Annotated in this window: 14 protein-coding genes; 9 read left to right on the top strand and 5 right to left on the bottom strand. The window is 59.9% G+C overall.

What is annotated here, in order from left to right:
- Positions 1–205: 205 nt before the first annotated feature.
- The 4 genes from BUS06_RS12650 (at position 206) to BUS06_RS12635 (ending at position 4,244) form a co-directional block, all read left to right on the top strand.
- Entirely contained in the window at positions 206–955 is a 750-nt protein-coding gene (locus BUS06_RS12650) for an SDR family NAD(P)-dependent oxidoreductase (protein ID WP_074264562.1), read from the top strand.
- A 76-nt stretch (positions 956–1,031) separates the two neighbouring features.
- Positions 1,032–2,360, top strand: coding sequence for an MFS transporter (locus BUS06_RS12645; RefSeq protein WP_074264561.1), 1,329 nt, complete (start codon positions 1,032–1,034; stop codon positions 2,358–2,360).
- A 40-nt stretch (positions 2,361–2,400) separates the two neighbouring features.
- Entirely contained in the window at positions 2,401–3,246 is an 846-nt protein-coding gene (locus BUS06_RS12640) for a transketolase (RefSeq protein WP_074264560.1), read from the top strand.
- Complete coding sequence (locus BUS06_RS12635) at positions 3,243–4,244, top strand: transketolase family protein (protein WP_074264559.1); 1,002 nt, start codon at positions 3,243–3,245, stop codon at positions 4,242–4,244. Before BUS06_RS12640 ends, BUS06_RS12635 begins: the two co-directional genes overlap by 4 nt.
- Before the next feature lie 258 nt (positions 4,245–4,502).
- Here BUS06_RS12635 and BUS06_RS12630 read toward each other — a convergent pair whose 3' ends face one another.
- Together BUS06_RS12630 and BUS06_RS12625 are read right to left on the bottom strand one after the other, a co-directional pair.
- Positions 4,503–4,886 carry a cupin domain-containing protein gene (locus BUS06_RS12630; protein WP_074266069.1) on the bottom strand — a complete coding sequence of 128 codons (384 nt, stop codon included), beginning with the start codon at positions 4,884–4,886 and terminating at the stop codon, positions 4,503–4,505.
- A gap of 5 nt (positions 4,887–4,891) precedes the next feature.
- A complete protein-coding gene (locus BUS06_RS12625; RefSeq protein ID WP_074264558.1) occupies positions 4,892–5,488 on the bottom strand; it encodes a LysE family translocator in 597 nt (198 codons plus the stop codon).
- Positions 5,489–5,582: 94 nt separating this feature from the next.
- Here BUS06_RS12625 and BUS06_RS12620 point away from each other — a divergent pair, with 94 nt between their 5' ends.
- Entirely contained in the window at positions 5,583–6,440 is an 858-nt protein-coding gene (locus BUS06_RS12620) for a LysR family transcriptional regulator (protein ID WP_074264557.1), read from the top strand.
- 48 nt (positions 6,441–6,488) lie between these two features.
- Here BUS06_RS12620 and BUS06_RS12615 read toward each other — a convergent pair whose 3' ends face one another.
- Positions 6,489–6,965 (bottom strand): YybH family protein, encoded by a 477-nt coding sequence (locus BUS06_RS12615; RefSeq protein WP_074264556.1) that lies wholly within the window; start codon positions 6,963–6,965, stop codon positions 6,489–6,491.
- A gap of 505 nt (positions 6,966–7,470) precedes the next feature.
- Here BUS06_RS12615 and BUS06_RS12610 point away from each other — a divergent pair.
- Both BUS06_RS12610 and BUS06_RS12605 read left to right on the top strand, forming a co-directional pair.
- Entirely contained in the window at positions 7,471–8,880 is a 1,410-nt protein-coding gene (locus BUS06_RS12610; RefSeq protein WP_074264555.1) for a spinster family MFS transporter, read from the top strand.
- A gap of 263 nt (positions 8,881–9,143) precedes the next feature.
- A complete protein-coding gene (locus tag BUS06_RS12605; RefSeq protein WP_074264554.1) occupies positions 9,144–10,064 on the top strand; it encodes a LysR family transcriptional regulator in 921 nt (306 codons plus the stop codon).
- Positions 10,065–10,095: 31 nt separating this feature from the next.
- On the opposite strand, the gene BUS06_RS12600 is transcribed toward BUS06_RS12605, so the two are convergent.
- Positions 10,096–11,181 (bottom strand): porin, encoded by a 1,086-nt coding sequence (locus BUS06_RS12600; RefSeq protein ID WP_074264553.1) that lies wholly within the window; start codon positions 11,179–11,181, stop codon positions 10,096–10,098.
- Positions 11,182–11,672: 491 nt separating this feature from the next.
- Between BUS06_RS12600 and BUS06_RS12595 the strand changes: the two genes are divergently transcribed.
- On the top strand, positions 11,673–12,644 hold the full coding sequence (locus BUS06_RS12595) for a PDR/VanB family oxidoreductase (RefSeq protein ID WP_074266068.1): 972 nt from the start codon (positions 11,673–11,675) through the stop codon (positions 12,642–12,644).
- Between the two features lie 79 nt (positions 12,645–12,723).
- Here BUS06_RS12595 and BUS06_RS12590 read toward each other — a convergent pair whose 3' ends face one another.
- Positions 12,724–14,190: a PAS domain-containing sensor histidine kinase gene (locus BUS06_RS12590; RefSeq protein ID WP_074266067.1), complete on the bottom strand. Its 1,467-nt coding sequence runs from the start codon at positions 14,188–14,190 to the stop codon at positions 12,724–12,726.
- 256 nt (positions 14,191–14,446) lie between these two features.
- Between BUS06_RS12590 and BUS06_RS12585 the strand changes: the two genes are divergently transcribed.
- Positions 14,447–15,661, top strand: coding sequence for an acyl-CoA dehydrogenase family protein (locus tag BUS06_RS12585; RefSeq protein ID WP_074264552.1), 1,215 nt, complete (start codon positions 14,447–14,449; stop codon positions 15,659–15,661).
- Positions 15,662–15,729: the final 68 nt, after the last annotated feature.

The raw sequence follows: 15,729 nt of genomic DNA, 5'->3' as shown, positions 1-15,729 counted from the left end.
AATTCCTCCTGCAGCACCAGGGTATTCCAGCACCCGGATCGACCGGATGAATGCGGACGCCGTGCGTATGCGGCGTCACGCCAAGGTTCCCGCTCCTCAGCACGTCACCTGAAAATTTCTCACGCACAGTTGAGCAGTACCTCGTTGATGCGACCAGCCGTGCAGTAGACACTTCGGCCATCACATCAACACTCAGGAGACAACGATGCTGCTCGAGAACAAGGTCGTAATCGTTACAGGTGCGGCTTCGCCACGCGGAATCGGCAAAGCAGCCGCCAGGGCCCTCGCTGCACAGGGCGCGCACGTTGTGATCCTCGACCTGCGCGAAGAAGACGCAAAGCAGGCCGCGGCCGATCTCGGCGACCCTCACCTCGGCCTCGCCTGCGACGTCACCGATAAGGCCGCGTGTTTGTCAGCCGCGAAGGCGACGATCGAACGGTATGGCCGCATCGACGGCCTCATCAATAACGCTGGCATCACGCAGCCGGTACGCACACTCGATATCAGTGCCGAAGGCTTCGATGCCATCGTCGACGTCAATCTGCGCGGCACGCTCTATATGTCGCAAGCGGTCCTGCCGGTCATGAAAGAACAGAAAAGCGGCAGCATTGTCTGCATGTCGTCGGTCTCCGCCCAGCGGGGCGGAGGTATTTTTGGCGGGCCGCACTACAGCGCCGCGAAGGCGGGTGTCCTCGGTCTTGCACGCGCGATGGCCCGCGAGTTCGGCCCCGACAGTATCCGCGTCAACTCGATCACACCGGGTCTGATCCAGACAGATATCACCGGTGACAAGCTCACCGCGGAAATGCGGGTCGACATTCTCAAGGGGATTCCCCTTGGCCGGCTCGGCGATGCCGCCGACGTGGCTAACGCATGCCTCTTTCTGGTCAGCGACCTCTCGACCTACCTCACGGGAATCACGCTCGATGTGAACGGCGGCATGCTTATTCATTGATGACGGCGTCCCTTGCGGAAAGGGACGTTGCATCCCAGGCACCCGGGCTAACCCGAGGTCATGGAAGGAGACAAACATGAAATCGAAGTACACCGCTTCGCCCGTCGCAGACGATGTCCTGCCACAGACAAGCTCGACCAGCTTCGAGTCGAGAACCTACGCGAAGGTCAGCCGGAGGCTCATCCCGTTCCTGATGTTGTGCTATCTCGGCGCCTATCTCGACCGGGTCAATGTTGGTTTCGCGAAGCTGCAGATGCTCAATGATCTGCGCTTTAGCGAAACGGTCTACGGCATGGGCGCGGGTATCTTCTTTCTCGGCTATTTCCTGTTCGAGGTGCCGAGCAATCTGGTTCTGCATCGCGTCGGGGCACGCAAATGGCTCGCCCGGATCATGCTGACGTGGGCGGCGATCTCCGCCTGCTTCATTTTCGTCAAATCGCCGACGGCCTTCTACGTGCTCCGTTTTCTGCTTGGCGTCGCGGAGGCTGGTTTCGCGCCCGGCGTGATCCTCTATTTGACCTACTGGTTTCCGGCCGCACGCCGGGCCAAGGCCCTATCGCTGTTTTTCATGGCGATTCCCCTCGCCGGCATGATCGGTGGTCCGCTATCGGGTTGGATCATGCACTCGCTTCAGGGCACCCTGTCTCTTGCTGGCTGGAAGTGGCTGTTTCTTCTTGAAGCGTTGCCCTCCCTCGTGCTGGGTGTCGCGATCCTGCTGTATCTCGACGACAGCATTGCCAAGGCAAAGTGGCTAAAGGAGTCTGAAAAGAACCTGCTCGCACGCAATGTCGTCAGCGACAACCAGCACAAGATTGCGCACATTTCAGTCAAATCGTTCATAGGCGATCGCCGTTTGTGGTTGATGGCGGCAATCTACTTTTGCGTCGTGCTGGGCCAGTATGGCCTCACCTTCTGGCTGCCGACCATCATCCGGAAGTCAGGCGTGGCCGATCCGCTGTGGGTAGGCTTCTTCACCGCGATTCCCTATCTGTGCGCCATCATCGCGCTGCCACTCGTGGGAATGAGCGCGGATCGGTGCCGCGAACGAAGGCTGCATCTCGCGATACCGATGCTGGTTGCCGCCGCAGGTTTCGCGGTACTGCCTGCACTTGGCAGCGTACCGGCATCCATCGTCTGTCTGAGCATCGCGGCAGCCGGCATCCTGGCGTCGTCCTCGCAGTTCTGGTCGTTACCGACGGCTTTACTCGGCGGCATGTCCGCTGCTGCCGGAATCGCAGCCGTGAACTGCGTCGCCAATCTCGCAGGCTTCTTCTCCCCGGCCATCGTAGGCTGGCTGAACGACCTGACAGGGAAATCGACCGCGGGGCTGATCTTCATCTCGCTGGCTATCACACTGGGAGCCTGCCTCGTCTTCCTGGTGCCCGCAAAATCAGTGAACCGCTGAGCCTCTTTCCACCCCTTTCCGACTGATCACAGGAGACCATATGAACAGTCCGTCCAACGTGCCCACGGCGGCTCTTGCCGAACACGCTTATCGTATCCGCAGGAATGCACTGTTGATGGGTGAAGTGCAGGGCCAGGGCTATATCGGGCAAGCGCTCGACATAGCGGATGTGCTGGCCGTCGCTTACTTCGGCGCCATGCGATATCGCCCGGAGGAGCCAGAGTGGGAAGACCGCGATCGCTTCCTGCTGTCCAACGGGCACTACGCCATCGCGTTGTATGCCGCGCTGCTCGAGGCAGGTATCCTGCCGCAGGAAGAGCTCGAAACGTACGGTAGCGACGACAGCCGTTTGCCAATGTCCGGCATGGCCAGTTATACGCCCGGCATGGAGATGTCAGGTGGCTCGCTCGGCCACGGCTTGACCATCGCGGTTGGCCGTTGTCTGGGGCTCAAGCGAAAAGGATCGCAATCGTTCGTGTACACGCTGTTTTCGGACGGCGAACTGGACGAAGGTGCGATCTGGGAAGGCATCATGTCCGCAGCGCACTGGAAACTCGACAACCTGATCGCTATCGTCGACGTCAACAACCAGCAGGCCGACGGCCCCTCGACACAGATCATGTCGTTCGAACCCCTCGTCGAAAAACTGCAGGCGTTCGGATGGTTCACGCAGCGTGTCGACGGCAACGACATCGCCGCCGTGGCTGCCGCATTCGAAGCGGCCCGTCAGCACCCTGCTGCACAACCTCGCATGATCATCGCCGATACGCGTATGGGATGTGGCGTGCCGTTCCTGGAACAACGCGAGAAGAACCACTTTATCCGCGTCGATGAGCATGAATGGCAATTGGCGCTTCAGGCACTCGAAGCTGGGAGAAAAGCATGAGCAATGCAACGATGAACAAGCCGCGCCTGAAAACGTCAGCGATGATTGCGTCAATCGCCGGCGAAGGACAGGTCACGCGTTCGGCGCCTTTCGGTCACGCTCTGGTGGAGTTGGCCCGGCAGAAGACAAACGTGATCGGCATGACGGCCGACCTCGGCAAATATACGGACCTGCATATCTTCGGCAAGGCGTTTCCTGAGCGCTACTATCAGATGGGGATGGCGGAGCAGTTGCTGATGGGCGCAGCAGCGGGGCTCGCGCACGAAGGTGCGCAACCGTTTGTTACCACGTACGCGGTATTCGCGACACGCCGCGCCTATGACTTCATTCATCAGGCGATCGCCGAAGACAATCTCGATGTGAAGATTGTCTGCGCATTGCCTGGGCTGACGACGGGCTACGGTCCCAGCCACCAGGCCGCTGAAGATCTCGCGTTGATGCGCGCCATGCCGAACATAACCGTCATCGATCCATGCGATGCACTGGACATCGAGCAAATGGTGCCCGCGATGGCGGCGCACAAAGGACCGGTATATGCGCGCCTGTTACGCGGCAACGTACCCGCAGTACTCGACGAGTACGATTACACCTTCGAGCTAGGCAAGGCCAAGATGCTGCGCGACGGTGCTGAAGTACTGATCATCTCGTCCGGCATCATGACGATGCGCGCACTGGAAGTAGCCAAGGTGCTTGAAAGCGATCGGATCGGTGTAGGAGTTCTTCATGTGCCGACGATCAAGCCACTCGACACAGAGACAATTCTACGTGAAGCTCGGCGCTCCGGCCGGCTCGTCGTCGTAGCGGAGAATCACACCGTGATAGGCGGTCTGGGTGAAGCCGTGGCTGCGGAACTAATGCGCTCGGGTGTCTCATGCCCATTCAGGCAGGTGGGGCTTCCCGACGCGTTCCTCGCTGCCGGTGCGCTGCCCACGCTCCACGACCGTTACAGGATTTCGACCTCTACAATGGCAGAATCGATCAAAGCCTGGCTGACCTGAGTAACCTTGGCTGAACTGGCGCGCCTGGTACTGGCCACGACGACTTCACCCGTTCTGGATCGGATCAACCGCGCGCTGGCTCTGCTCATGGCAGGAGTGCCTGCTTCGGATGCATAGGTCGCAGGTCATCCGGGCTGTCATCGAGGAGCGACTGATGCCTTGGCGAGCTGCTGAACAGCTTGGGCTGAGCGTGCGTCAGGATCAGCCGCCGCCGGATTATGCTCCGGTCGACGCGACCGGCCGCGCAACCCCAGCGACTCAGGCCAATTGCTGCGCGAGCGTCCTGGTTAGTGGCGTAGTGACGTTGCCCGTGTGCCGTGTCGTGACCGACTCGATCAGGACGATCCAGCATTCCTCTTCTGCTACGGGATTGTGCAGCACGCCACGCGGCACGACGTGCATGTTCCCTTGCGCCAGGGGCACCACACGCCCATTCTCATACTCCATGCGCAGATTGCCGCGCACGATATAGAACAGTTCGTCCTCGCCGTCGTGGCTGTGCCATGCAAGCTCGCCACGCACCTTCGCGACCTTGACGTATTGGTCGTTGACCTGTGCCACGACCTTCGGCGACCAGAACTCGTGTATCGAATCGAAGGCAGAAAGCAGATCAAAGGATTCGGCAAACAACATCGTGTTCATCTTTTTCATCTCCACATTGGAATGATCGATACCGCGAGCAAAATCGCCATCGATACATTCAAAAGCCGCCATTGCGCCGGTGTCTTCAATAGCCGTGCAAGCAGCACACCGGCAGCACACCAAAGACACAACGACACGGACGCGGCCAACACGAACGCGCCGCCGAGCAGCGCCGCGAGATGCAGTGGCCCTTCTCCCAACATGGCGAACGACGCCGCTGCCCCAAGCGCCATCGCCCAAGCCTTGGGGTTGAGCAAAAGTAAGCCGGCACCGCCGATGAAGGTAGTCGGCAGAACAGCGCCGTCATTCGTCACAGGCGCCCCGCTACGCGCGATTTTTATCGCGAGCCAGAGCAGATAAGCAGAGCCGATGGTTTTCATGCCGGTCTGCAGGAATGGCGCGGCAAGCAGGATGCCCGCCAGGCCGGCTGCTGCCGCCGCTGCCAACGCGCCGAGCCCTACCGCAATGCCCGCGAGCAGAGGTGTGGAACGGACGAACCCGAAGCGTGCGCCCGACGCAGTCGCGAGCGTTGTCGCGCCGCCCGGTGAAATCGTGGCGACGGTGACGAAGAGGACGAGCGGTGCGATCGATAGAGCAGACATGGCGATCCCTAAATGAGACCGCAGTGTAAGCAACCGCTGGGCATTAGTGAAACGAAGAATACTGATGCCATCCATTACGGGACATAATGTCTGTATGAACAGGAATCTCGACATCACCCTCGTCCGCACGTTCGTGACGGTGGCCGACACCGGCAGCATGACGGTCGCGGCGAATATCCTTCATCTGACGCAAGGCGCGGTCAGCCAGCAGATCAAGCGGCTGGAGGAAACCTTCGATTGTGTCCTGTTCGAGCGCGACGGGCGCCGGCTCGAACTATCGCCCGTCGGCGAACGTTTTCTCGGCAAGGCGAAGCGCCTGCTCGGCATGAACGACGAAATCTGGGTCGACATGACGGCGCACCCGGTGTACGGCAAGCTCAGGGTCGGCGTTCCGTATGATCTGGTCGGAACGCACTTTCCACCGGTGTTCAAGGCGTTCGGCGAGGCTTATCCGAACGTCGAGGTATCACTGGTGTGCGCAACGTCTCCTGAACTGAGCGATGCGATGGACGTCGGTTCGCTCGATCTCGCGGTCGTAGAGGAAACTGCTGGTGTGGCGAGCGGCGAATGCCTGCGCGTCGAGCAGCTCGTGTGGGTCGGCGCGCGCGGCGGAAACGCGCATCTGAAACGGCCGCTGCCTATCTCGATGGTCGCCGATTCCTGTGGCTTCAGGCCGGTGGTGCTGGCGGCACTTCGCGACCAGGGCATCGAATGGCGCACCGTGTTCGAGAGCGGCAACCTCGAGGCCACCACCGCCACCGTACGCAGCGACCTGGCTGTTACCGCATGGCTCGCCTCGACCATCCCCGCCGACCTCGAGATTCTGAGTGGCGACGATGATCTCCCTGGCTTGCCAAACTTTTCGATTAATCTGCGCCTGCCGTCAGTCGTGCCACCTGCTGCGCAGGAGTTTGCGCGGTATGTGCGCGAGCGGTTGGTGCGGATTTCATAATCGACGAGCTGAACTCGGGGACAAGTCTTCGCCGCAACGAGCGGCTGCTTACGGAAGCACTTCGTTCGGCGTAGCGCTGAACGAAATGAACCGGGCAATGGACCACTTGCCATCGGGCTGCCGTTTGAAAATGTCCATCCCCGCTTCGGTACTCACGCTCGACTTGCCCCCCTTCTGCGCAGTAAGTGTCCAGAACAGCCGGACTATGGCGATATCCCCGGAAACAATGATCTCGCGAAGATCGGGACTGTCGTAGTGAAGTTGCAACTCAGGTTTTGCCAGCACAGCCTTTAGCCGCCCGCAGAGCGCGTCCCGGCTACCATCAGGCGCCTCGGGAACGGTCGAAATCAGATCGGGGGCGAACAGGTCGCAGACCCCTGCAGCATCGCGAGCGTTGAACGCCTCCGTCCAACGTTGCAGCCGATTCGTGATGGCGGCCGTGTCTGAATCCACGTCCGCGCGAGCTGAAGTCGCCGCGCCGACGGCGGTGAACACGATGGCCATCGCCAGCAGCAATCTGCTCATGGGAGGTCTCCAATCAATCGGTCGCGACGGGCGAATGCAGCAGCAGCTAGCCCGATGACAGGCGAATCACAGTCATCCGCGTGCCGACGTGCAAACCGATGAAAGAATGATGAACCGAAGCGGTCCAAATATTCTTCGCCAATTCCTGAAGCACCGGCGTCACCCCCGACAATGTAAATCAGACCATTCTCGACGGTTACGTTCGCTACCGTCAAACGAGTACTAACCCGAGTGATCAAGAGTCTGCACGCTGCCTTCACTGCGATTGCCCGCGTTCGCGAACCTCAGCCTCATCTCTACCGCACACGCCTTTGCACACCCCTCCCCCTGGTGAAACCTTTATCCCCTTAGGGAAAAGCAACAGTACTGCTGAAGACATTGCGCATATCTTCCGGAAATTTGTTTGCGTACGCTGCATTTCGGATCGCTCGTTGGCGACCCTCGCAATGCTCAAGCACACACAGAACCGTCTTACACGGCTGAATCCCGAATACAGGAGAACCGAATGGCCGCTTCAACCAGCAGCACGCCTCTGCGCAGGCGCTATACATACGAATGGTACGTGGTGTTGATTTGCATGCTTGCGTATGTGTTTTCTTTCGTCGACCGGCAGGTGCTGGCGCTGATGATCGAGCCGATCAAAAGAGACCTGCATTTGAGCGACACGCAGTTCAGCCTTTTGCACGGCTTTGCGTTCTCGCTGTTTTATGCGGTCATGGGCATGCCGCTCGCGTATCTCGCGGACCGCTTCGCGCGCCCGCGCATCATCGCAACCGGGATTGCGTTGTGGAGTCTTGCGACCGCCGCATGCGGGGTCAGCCAGACCTTCGTTCAAATGTTCCTGGCACGCCTAAGCGTGGGAGTGGGCGAAGCAGCGCTATCGCCTGGCACCTATTCGATGTTGAGCGACTACTTTCCTAAAGAGAAGCTCGGACGTGCGGTGGCCATCTATTCGCTCGGCTCGTTTATTGGCGGGGGCGTTGCGTTTCTGATCGGCGGCTATGTCATTCATCTGCTCAAACAGATAACCACCCTGTCCGTGCCCCTGCTTGGCGATATCCACTCATGGCAGCTGACGTTCGTAATTGTCGGCTTGCCTGGTTTTCTGGTGGCGTTGCTCTTTATCCTCACCGTGCGAGATCCGCAACGTAAAGGACTGGTTCAAGACAGCACGGGCCAGGCGAGGCGCGTATCGATGCTGGACTCGCTGCGCTTTATCCGCGAGCACGGCAAAACGTTCGCATGCCACTACCTCGGCTTCTCGTTCTACGCCATGACACTGTATTGCCTGATGAGCTGGACACCCGCATTCTATATGCGCCGCTTTGGACTGTCGCCGGTCGAAGCTGGCTACACCCTCGGCGCGATCCTGTTGATCGCCAATACCACCGGCGTGTTTTGCGGCAGCTGGCTCAACGACTGGCTGATGAAGAAGGGCCGCGCGGATGGGCCGATGCTCGCGGGCACCATCGGCGCAATTGGCATGCTCGTGCCGGCTGTGATGTTCACGCAAGTGAGTAACCTGACGTTATCGCTAGGCTTGCTGGTAGTGGCAATGTTCTTCGCCTCGTTCCCAATGCCGACTTCCACCGCCGCGATGCAGACGCTCTCGCCCAATCAGATGCGTGCGCAGATTTCTGCTGTTTTCCTGCTGATTTCCAACCTGATCGCACTGGGGATCGGCACGACACTTGTGGCACTACTGACCGACCAGGTATTCGGTTCGCCGAAAATGGTGGGCATGTCGATGTCGGCCGTCAACCTCATTGCGACGCTGCTGGCAATCGGCCTGCTGTGGCTGGGCTGCAAGCAGTTTCGCCTGAGTATTGCCCGCGAAGCCGGCAAGTCAACCGTGGCAAAGGTCAACGAGCCCTTTGCCACAGGCTCAAGGATCACGGCAGATACGCCAGTCTGACGGCACCCCAATGCCGGCCATTCACTTTGACCGGCGAGCTTGCCTCTTTCATCACGACGTTGCTTCCGTTGCCCATCTGTCTTCTATAGGGCATCCAGTTTTCGTCCAGCCTGCTTTCGAAACCTTGTCACTCACTCGCCCCACCCTGCCTAAAGAAATCTTTACGCGGGGTGTTAGTGCTACTTATATGCACAAAATTGACGTGAGACTACATTCAATGCCAGCCCAACATGTATCTCCCTCCTCCCTTCACGTGCCGCAAAATGAACTCGATAGATAGCATCGACCTGAATCTGCTGCGCGTGTTTCACGCCATTGTCGAAGAGCGCAGCCTGACGCAGGCGGGCGAACGGTTGACCCTTTCGCAGCCTGCCATCAGCTATTCATTGGGGCGCTTGCGCACACTCTTCAACGACCCGCTTTTTATCCGTACCCGTTCCGGCATGCAGCCAACCCCTACTGCGCTGGAACTGTCGGAGATCGTCGGGCGCGCTTTGGATACGGTACGCGAAGCCATGCGCCACGCCGAACGGTTCGACCCGGTCATCAGCGCGCGAACCTTTCGTCTTTCCCTATCGGATGCGGGCGAGCTTGCCTATTTACCGCCCATCTGCGAAGCGCTCGGTCAGCGCGCGCCACATATAAAGTTGCAGGTGGGTGCAACGCCCATTGATGAAATCGACGAGGCGATGCGTGCGAACCGGCTCGATTTCGCAATCGGTCATTTGCCGCGCCTTACCGCCACGACAAGCCACCTGACGTTGTTCGAGGAAACCTATGTCTGCATGACGCGTCGGCGGCCGGGCCTGCCTCGTAGCGCGACGCTGACGCCACAGCAGTTCAACGAAGCGGCTCACGTGCGTGTCACGTCGATCGAGCACAGCCACCATAGCGTTAACGACGCGCTTCGTGCCCAGGGCATTCATCCCACGGTGGCACTTGAACTGTCGCGCTTCGCATCGGTGCCGAACGTGCTTGGAGTGACCGATTGGTACGCCACGCTGCCGCGGCGCCTCGCGCATATCTTCAATCGCGACGGGCAGTTCGCTATCTATGAACCACCCGTGCGATTGCCTGGCGCCGCCGTGACGCTGCACTGGCATGCCAATTTTGACAAGGACGAAGGGAATCTGTGGTTACGCCTGTTGATGGCAGAGATCATCGGCAAATTTCAGGCGCTTTGAGTTTCCCATGCATCAATAACCTCGCCGTCTATCAGAAGAGGTGTCGCATCCCCACGCGCACAAGAGTCTGATTGCCATCCGACGATGCTGCGCCCGTGCCGATAATCCACGCTTGCGCCGTAGCAGGGTCGCCGCTTGCGCGCTGATACACCGCGCTGAGGTACACATCGGTACTTTTGGACAACCCATAGTCGAGCGTCAGGTTGAACTGATTCGCCTTGTTGCCATCCAGCACCTGATTCCCCTTCATGTAGTCGTATGAAACTCCGATGCTCGCGAATGTCGTGAGCGGATAGGTCCCGCCGACTTCGAACACATTGATCTGCGCGCCGGTGAACGTGTTCAGCGTGTTCGTGTAGAGCACGTCCGCCCATCCGTCGAGTACTGCAATCCGGCCACCGAAGCCGAAGTTCCGGATGCCGCTGTTGCCGTTGTTGATCGCGGCGTATTTCACCATCGTGTAGGCGGCGTCGATGGAGTACGTACCCTTGATAAAGTCCGCCCCGAAGCTGTAGGCACTGCTGTTGCCAAGCGATCCCGCCACGCCCCCAAACTCATACATCCCGCCGACGGTCAGCCCGTCGATCGACGCCGACTGATAGCGCAATGAATTGTTCAACCGTTGCGCGCCCGCGGTACGATCGAAATCGAAGTCGCCGGTTGGGACCAGTGGTTTTCCCAGCGCCGCGAAAGGACCTTGCCGCAGGTTGTTCATCGACACGAGGGGCAGCTCGGGGCCAAGCCGGTTTTTCGACAGCGAAGTAAACATGTAGTCATACTGATTTCCGGCCGTCAGCGCCCCCCAACTGACGCTTTCCAGGCCCACCCATGATTGACGGCCGAACTCGGTTCCATCGAGCGCACCAGTGCCCATTTCGAACTGCCCTTCAAGCTTGAAGATCGCCTTCAGACCACCGCCAAGATCATCCACACCGGTGATACCGAACAGGTTGGGCGAGAGCATGCCCGTAGCAAGCGAGATGTCGCGGCTTCCGCCTTGATTCGACACCGAGGTGATACCGACATCCATGAGCCCGTACAGGGTGACCGAACTCTGCGCGTGCACTGCAGATGCGCCGCAGGTAGCGCAGAGCGCGCCAAAAAGCAGTTTCTTCATCGAAAAATTCTCCACCTTCAAGTATGTCGGCCTTCAGTGAGGACCGTCTTTAGATTTTTTAGGGCACAGCGCTACATGGGGACTCCCGCCTCGAAACTGTCATTTCAAAGCGGGAATTCTCGGCAGTCTCCTTCAGTACAATCAGCTATCCTTATTAATAATGGAAAAGCGTGATCTGCCGACCCGTCGATCTGGCTCTGCTTGCGTACAACATTGCAGCATCGCTTCAGATTCAAGGTGCACCCAGTGTGGAGGCACCGTATATATCGGTCAAATCGATCGAAAATATTTCAAGTTATTAGGCCGACAGATATCAGGAATGCGGGAGTATTGCGTGTCCCTCCCTGCCGCTTAATATCCATCGCACTTATTTAACAACCAATTTTTAATCGATTTGCCTGATTCACCAGATAGCTCTACGCTTGCCGAACTACCGCATGCAGCGTTGCATGCGGCCTGCTTACTTCTCGCCTCAAGCGCCCAGCAAGACCATGGAAACAACCACACTCAGCGTTCGGGTCGACGCTGTTCACGACGAAGCAAGCGATATCCGCTCGTTTAGCGTCTCGCGTATCGACGGCCTGCCGTTCGATCGCTACGAACCGGGCGCGCATATCGATGTGACGAGCCCTGCCGGCGTCACACGTCAGTACTCGTTGTGCGGCGACCCGGCGCGGCACGATGTGCACACTTTTGCGGTCAAGCGCGAGACGCAGTCGCGAGGGGGTTCCCGCTCGCTGCACGACGACGTCAAGGTCGGTAACGAACTGACGATCGGCGCTCCGCGCAATCTGTTCCAGTTATGTCCCGACGCCGGCGACCATGTGTTGATCGCGGCGGGCATCGGTATCACGCCTTTGCTCAGCATGGCGTATCAGCTAGTCCGGCAGCATGCCCCGTTCATCCTGCACTACTTCGCGCGCAGCGAGCAACACGCCGCCTTCCTGCCCCTCCTGTCGAGCGCACCATTTGCGGGTCACGTGCAGTTTCACTTCGGCGTCGAACGTGACAAACTGGATGCGGTGTTGAGTTCATGTATCGCCGACGTCCGCGAAGGCACGCATCTCTACACTTGCGGGCCCGCGCCGTTCATGGACCGCGTGGTCGAGATCGGCTCAACTCGTCTGAGCGAGGACGCGGTTCATCTGGAACGCTTCGCAGCGCCTGTGGCCGCCGGCAATGTCGAAAGCGGCCTTGACACGTTCGAGGTCAGGATTGCGAGCAGCGGCGTTACTGTGCGTGTCGATGTATCTACGTCGATCGTCGACGCGTTGGCGGAAATCGGCATCGAAGTGGAAACGTCGTGCGGTGAAGGCATCTGCGGCACCTGCATGGTCGACGTCGCGAGCGGCGAACCGGAGCATCGTGACCATTGTCTTAGCAAAGCGGAGCGCGCAAGCGGCAAGGTGATTTGCTGCTGCGTATCGCGCTCGAAATCGGCGGTACTGGTGCTCGACCTTTGAGTTTTCGATCGACATGACCAATCCACCTGGCCACACCACGCAACCAGGCACGCCGCACGAGTAACGCCACTCTGGCCGCCTATGCAAGCGGCAGCGAGAAACAGCACTCGAGACCGCCTTGCGCGACGGGTTTCGCCCATATCTGACCACCATGCCGCGTCACGATGTTCTTGCACAGCGTCAAGCCGATGCCGTTGCCGCCCACCTTCGACGAAGAAAAGCCGTCGAACAGGCGCCCATGAGCATCGGCAGGCACGCCAGGCCCGCGGTCGATCACCTGCACGAGCGCCTGGGTGCCGTCCTGCAGGGTCGCCAGATGCAACTGGCGGCGCGGCAAAGGCATGTGCGCGAGCGCATCAATGGCGTTAAACGCAAGGTTGAGGATCACTTGTCCGATCAGGATCCGCTCGCAAAACACCGGCAACGGTTCGCTCGCCTGCTCGATGGAGACCGTGACATTGGCATCTTTCGCACGCAACTCGATGAAATACGCAACATCGGCCAGCACCTCGCGCAGATCCGCGTGCGATTCGATCGGCTCACGTTTGACGATATATTCGCGCACGCTCTTGATGATCAGGGCCGCGTGCTCGGCTTGCCGGTCGGCGCTGCGCAATCCCCAGATCGCATCGTCGGGCGGACCCGGCTGCGCGAGACGGCGAATCGCGCCTTCAATGAAATTGCGTATCGCTGCCAGCGGCTGGCTCAGTTCGTGAGCAATCGCGGTCGCCATTTCGCCCAGGGCGTTATAGCGGCCCGCATATTCGAGCATGCGAGCCTCCGTGCGGCGGACCTCCTCGATCTCGACATCGTCGGTAATGTCGCGAAAGTGAATCAGACGGCCGTTGAGATCGTCTTCGATCTCGATGTGCCGGCACGTAATGCGCAACCAGCGAATCGCGCCATCCCGACGCGTAATGCGATAGCGCTGTGGCTCCGATGGCCGCAGGCGGGGCGCATTGTCGAGCTGCGCGATCAGACGGTCGCGGTCCTGTTCGCTGCAATAGTCGAGCACCTCCCCCATTGCGGACTGTTCATCCATGCCGAGCACACGACGCCCCGATTCGCTGATGAACTCCACCCGGCCCTGCAGGGTGAGCACGGCGACGCCTTCGCCGAGATCCTGCATGAATTCGCGCAGCCGAGATTCATAGCGACGCAGTTTCTGGCGCAGTGCCTCTTCGGCGCTGATGTCGCGAAACTGCACCATCACGACGTCGCGCTCGCGCAGCGGCACGTACGTCGCGATCGCTTCCGACAGCATGTCGACGCCGGTTCGCGAGCGGTAACACCACTCGTAGACCTGCGGGCCGTTGGAAATCGAGCGATCCATCGCACCGACACCGATTTCCCGGCGATATTGCGGCGCAGGCCGCGTCATGTCGGGCGCCTTCAGCGGCAGCAACTCGTCAACCGTGAAGCCAAGCGCATCGCAGGCGGCACGATTGGCCCACACAATCGCCTTCGTCCTGGCGTCGTGCAGCAGCACACACAGCGTGAGTGCTTCCAGCAGGCTACGAAAGTCTTCTTCGGCAGGAAAGGTCATGATCCACAGAGCGCACAACAGCGCGGTAGGTGTATGCCGTGAACCATAACATTTCCTTGTGCCGGCACCATCTGAAGATTTCTTTAGGGCGTACGGGGGCGCTACCTAAATGGATGTACTGCGCCCCAATTGAAGCGTGCTTTCTACTTTTCTAGACTGGGTCCATGTTGGCACGGCGCATTCCGCCCGATCTGCACGCCGTGTTTCTAGTTCTGTTTTCACCCGAGTTTGTCATTCGCGACCCAAGGAACCCCTCATGTCCGCCATCGATAGCGCCCTCTCCGACGCTGTGGCCCCGAGTGCCCCTGCCGCACACCCGTTGTCCCCGAAAGACGGTAGACGCACGACTGCCACCGCCTCGTTGCCGCTCGATCAGGTGATCGCCGAGATCGCCGCCCATCGTGAGGAGTTCGAACGCCTGTCGCATGTCCCGCGCGAAGTGATTGCGCTGCTCAAACGGGCCGGTGTGTATCGCGCCGGCACGCCGCAGCGTTTTGGCGGCGATGCGCTGGCGCCCGGCGCTTTCCTGCAGATCATTGAGCGCATCGCGGTAGCCGATGGCTCCACGGCCTGGGTGGCAAGCTTCGGCTCCGCCAATGTATATCTCGCCGCACTCCCACTCGAAACCCAGGCGCAAATCTACGCCGACGGTCCCGATCAGGCGTTCGCGGGCGGTCTGTTTCCGGTGCAACCTGGGCAACCGGTCGAAGGCGGCTGGCGCGTTAATGGCACGTGGAAGTTTGCGAGCGGCTGCAAGGGAGCCGACTGGCTCGGTGTGGGCATCGGCGTGGGCGGCCCCACTGGAGGCAAACCGCGCACGGCCGTATTCCGGCCGCATCAGGTAGACATCGTCGAGAACTGGAATGTGGTCGGCATGCAGGCCACGGGCAGTCACGACCTGCGCGTGACCGACCAGTTCGTACCGGAAGCATGGACCTTCGTGCGCGGAGGCGAGCCCACCGTCGACGAACCGCTCTACCGCTATCCGACGATCGCCTATGCGGCGCAAGTGCTGGCCGTAGTGAATCTGGGCCTTGCGCGCGCGGCGCTTGACGTCGCCAACCAGATGTCGGGCGGCCGCAAGACGACCACTGGTGCACCGCAACTGGCAGATCGCGCTTACTACCGGATCGAGCTGGCCAAGGCGGAAGCGCAGTTGCGCTCGGCTCGCGCGTTCTTCTACGACACGACCGACGACGTGTGGCAGTCGATCCTCGCCGGCAACCCCGTCACCCCCGAACAGGTAAGCCTGCTGCGCCTGTCGGCCACGCACATCGCCCGTGAAGGAGCAGACGTCGTGCATCGCGCCTACCGTCTCGGCGGAACGCCTGCCATCTATCGCACCCATCCGCTACAGCGGCTATTGCGCGACTCGATGGTGGTCACGCAACACGCGTTCTTGGGCGAGGGCAACTTCGACGGAGCAGGTGCGGTGTTCGTCGGCGTGCCGCCGATTCCTGGCTACCTGTAAGCGGTTCCTGCACCACGCGGCGCCATGCGCCGTGTTTCTATCATTTCATCTCTAACGAGGATTAACCC

The sequence above is a fragment of the Paraburkholderia phenazinium genome, assembly GCF_900141745.1.
In the GTDB taxonomy this organism is placed as follows: Bacteria; Pseudomonadota; Gammaproteobacteria; order Burkholderiales; family Burkholderiaceae; genus Paraburkholderia; species Paraburkholderia phenazinium_B.
This window is presented reverse-complemented; position numbering and strand designations above follow the sequence as displayed.

What these genes read in the sequence shown, in the direction of transcription:
- BUS06_RS12650 (WP_074264562.1), top strand. Translation starts at nt 206, where the DNA reads ATGCTGCTCGAGAACAAGGTCGTAATCGTTACAGGTGCGGCTTCGCCA.
- BUS06_RS12645 (WP_074264561.1), top strand. Translation starts at nt 1,032, where the DNA reads ATGAAATCGAAGTACACCGCTTCGCCCGTCGCAGACGATGTCCTGCCA.
- BUS06_RS12640 (WP_074264560.1), top strand. Translation starts at nt 2,401, where the DNA reads ATGAACAGTCCGTCCAACGTGCCCACGGCGGCTCTTGCCGAACACGCT.
- BUS06_RS12635 (WP_074264559.1), top strand. Translation starts at nt 3,243, where the DNA reads ATGAGCAATGCAACGATGAACAAGCCGCGCCTGAAAACGTCAGCGATG.
- BUS06_RS12630 (WP_074266069.1), bottom strand. Translation starts at nt 4,886, where the DNA reads ATGAACACGATGTTGTTTGCCGAATCCTTTGATCTGCTTTCTGCCTTC.
- BUS06_RS12625 (WP_074264558.1), bottom strand. Translation starts at nt 5,488, where the DNA reads ATGTCTGCTCTATCGATCGCACCGCTCGTCCTCTTCGTCACCGTCGCC.
- BUS06_RS12620 (WP_074264557.1), top strand. Translation starts at nt 5,583, where the DNA reads ATGAACAGGAATCTCGACATCACCCTCGTCCGCACGTTCGTGACGGTG.
- BUS06_RS12615 (WP_074264556.1), bottom strand. Translation starts at nt 6,965, where the DNA reads ATGAGCAGATTGCTGCTGGCGATGGCCATCGTGTTCACCGCCGTCGGC.
- BUS06_RS12610 (WP_074264555.1), top strand. Translation starts at nt 7,471, where the DNA reads ATGGCCGCTTCAACCAGCAGCACGCCTCTGCGCAGGCGCTATACATAC.
- BUS06_RS12605 (WP_074264554.1), top strand. Translation starts at nt 9,144, where the DNA reads ATGAACTCGATAGATAGCATCGACCTGAATCTGCTGCGCGTGTTTCAC.
- BUS06_RS12600 (WP_074264553.1), bottom strand. Translation starts at nt 11,181, where the DNA reads ATGAAGAAACTGCTTTTTGGCGCGCTCTGCGCTACCTGCGGCGCATCT.
- BUS06_RS12595 (WP_074266068.1), top strand. Translation starts at nt 11,673, where the DNA reads ATGGAAACAACCACACTCAGCGTTCGGGTCGACGCTGTTCACGACGAA.
- BUS06_RS12590 (WP_074266067.1), bottom strand. Translation starts at nt 14,190, where the DNA reads ATGACCTTTCCTGCCGAAGAAGACTTTCGTAGCCTGCTGGAAGCACTC.
- BUS06_RS12585 (WP_074264552.1), top strand. Translation starts at nt 14,447, where the DNA reads ATGTCCGCCATCGATAGCGCCCTCTCCGACGCTGTGGCCCCGAGTGCC.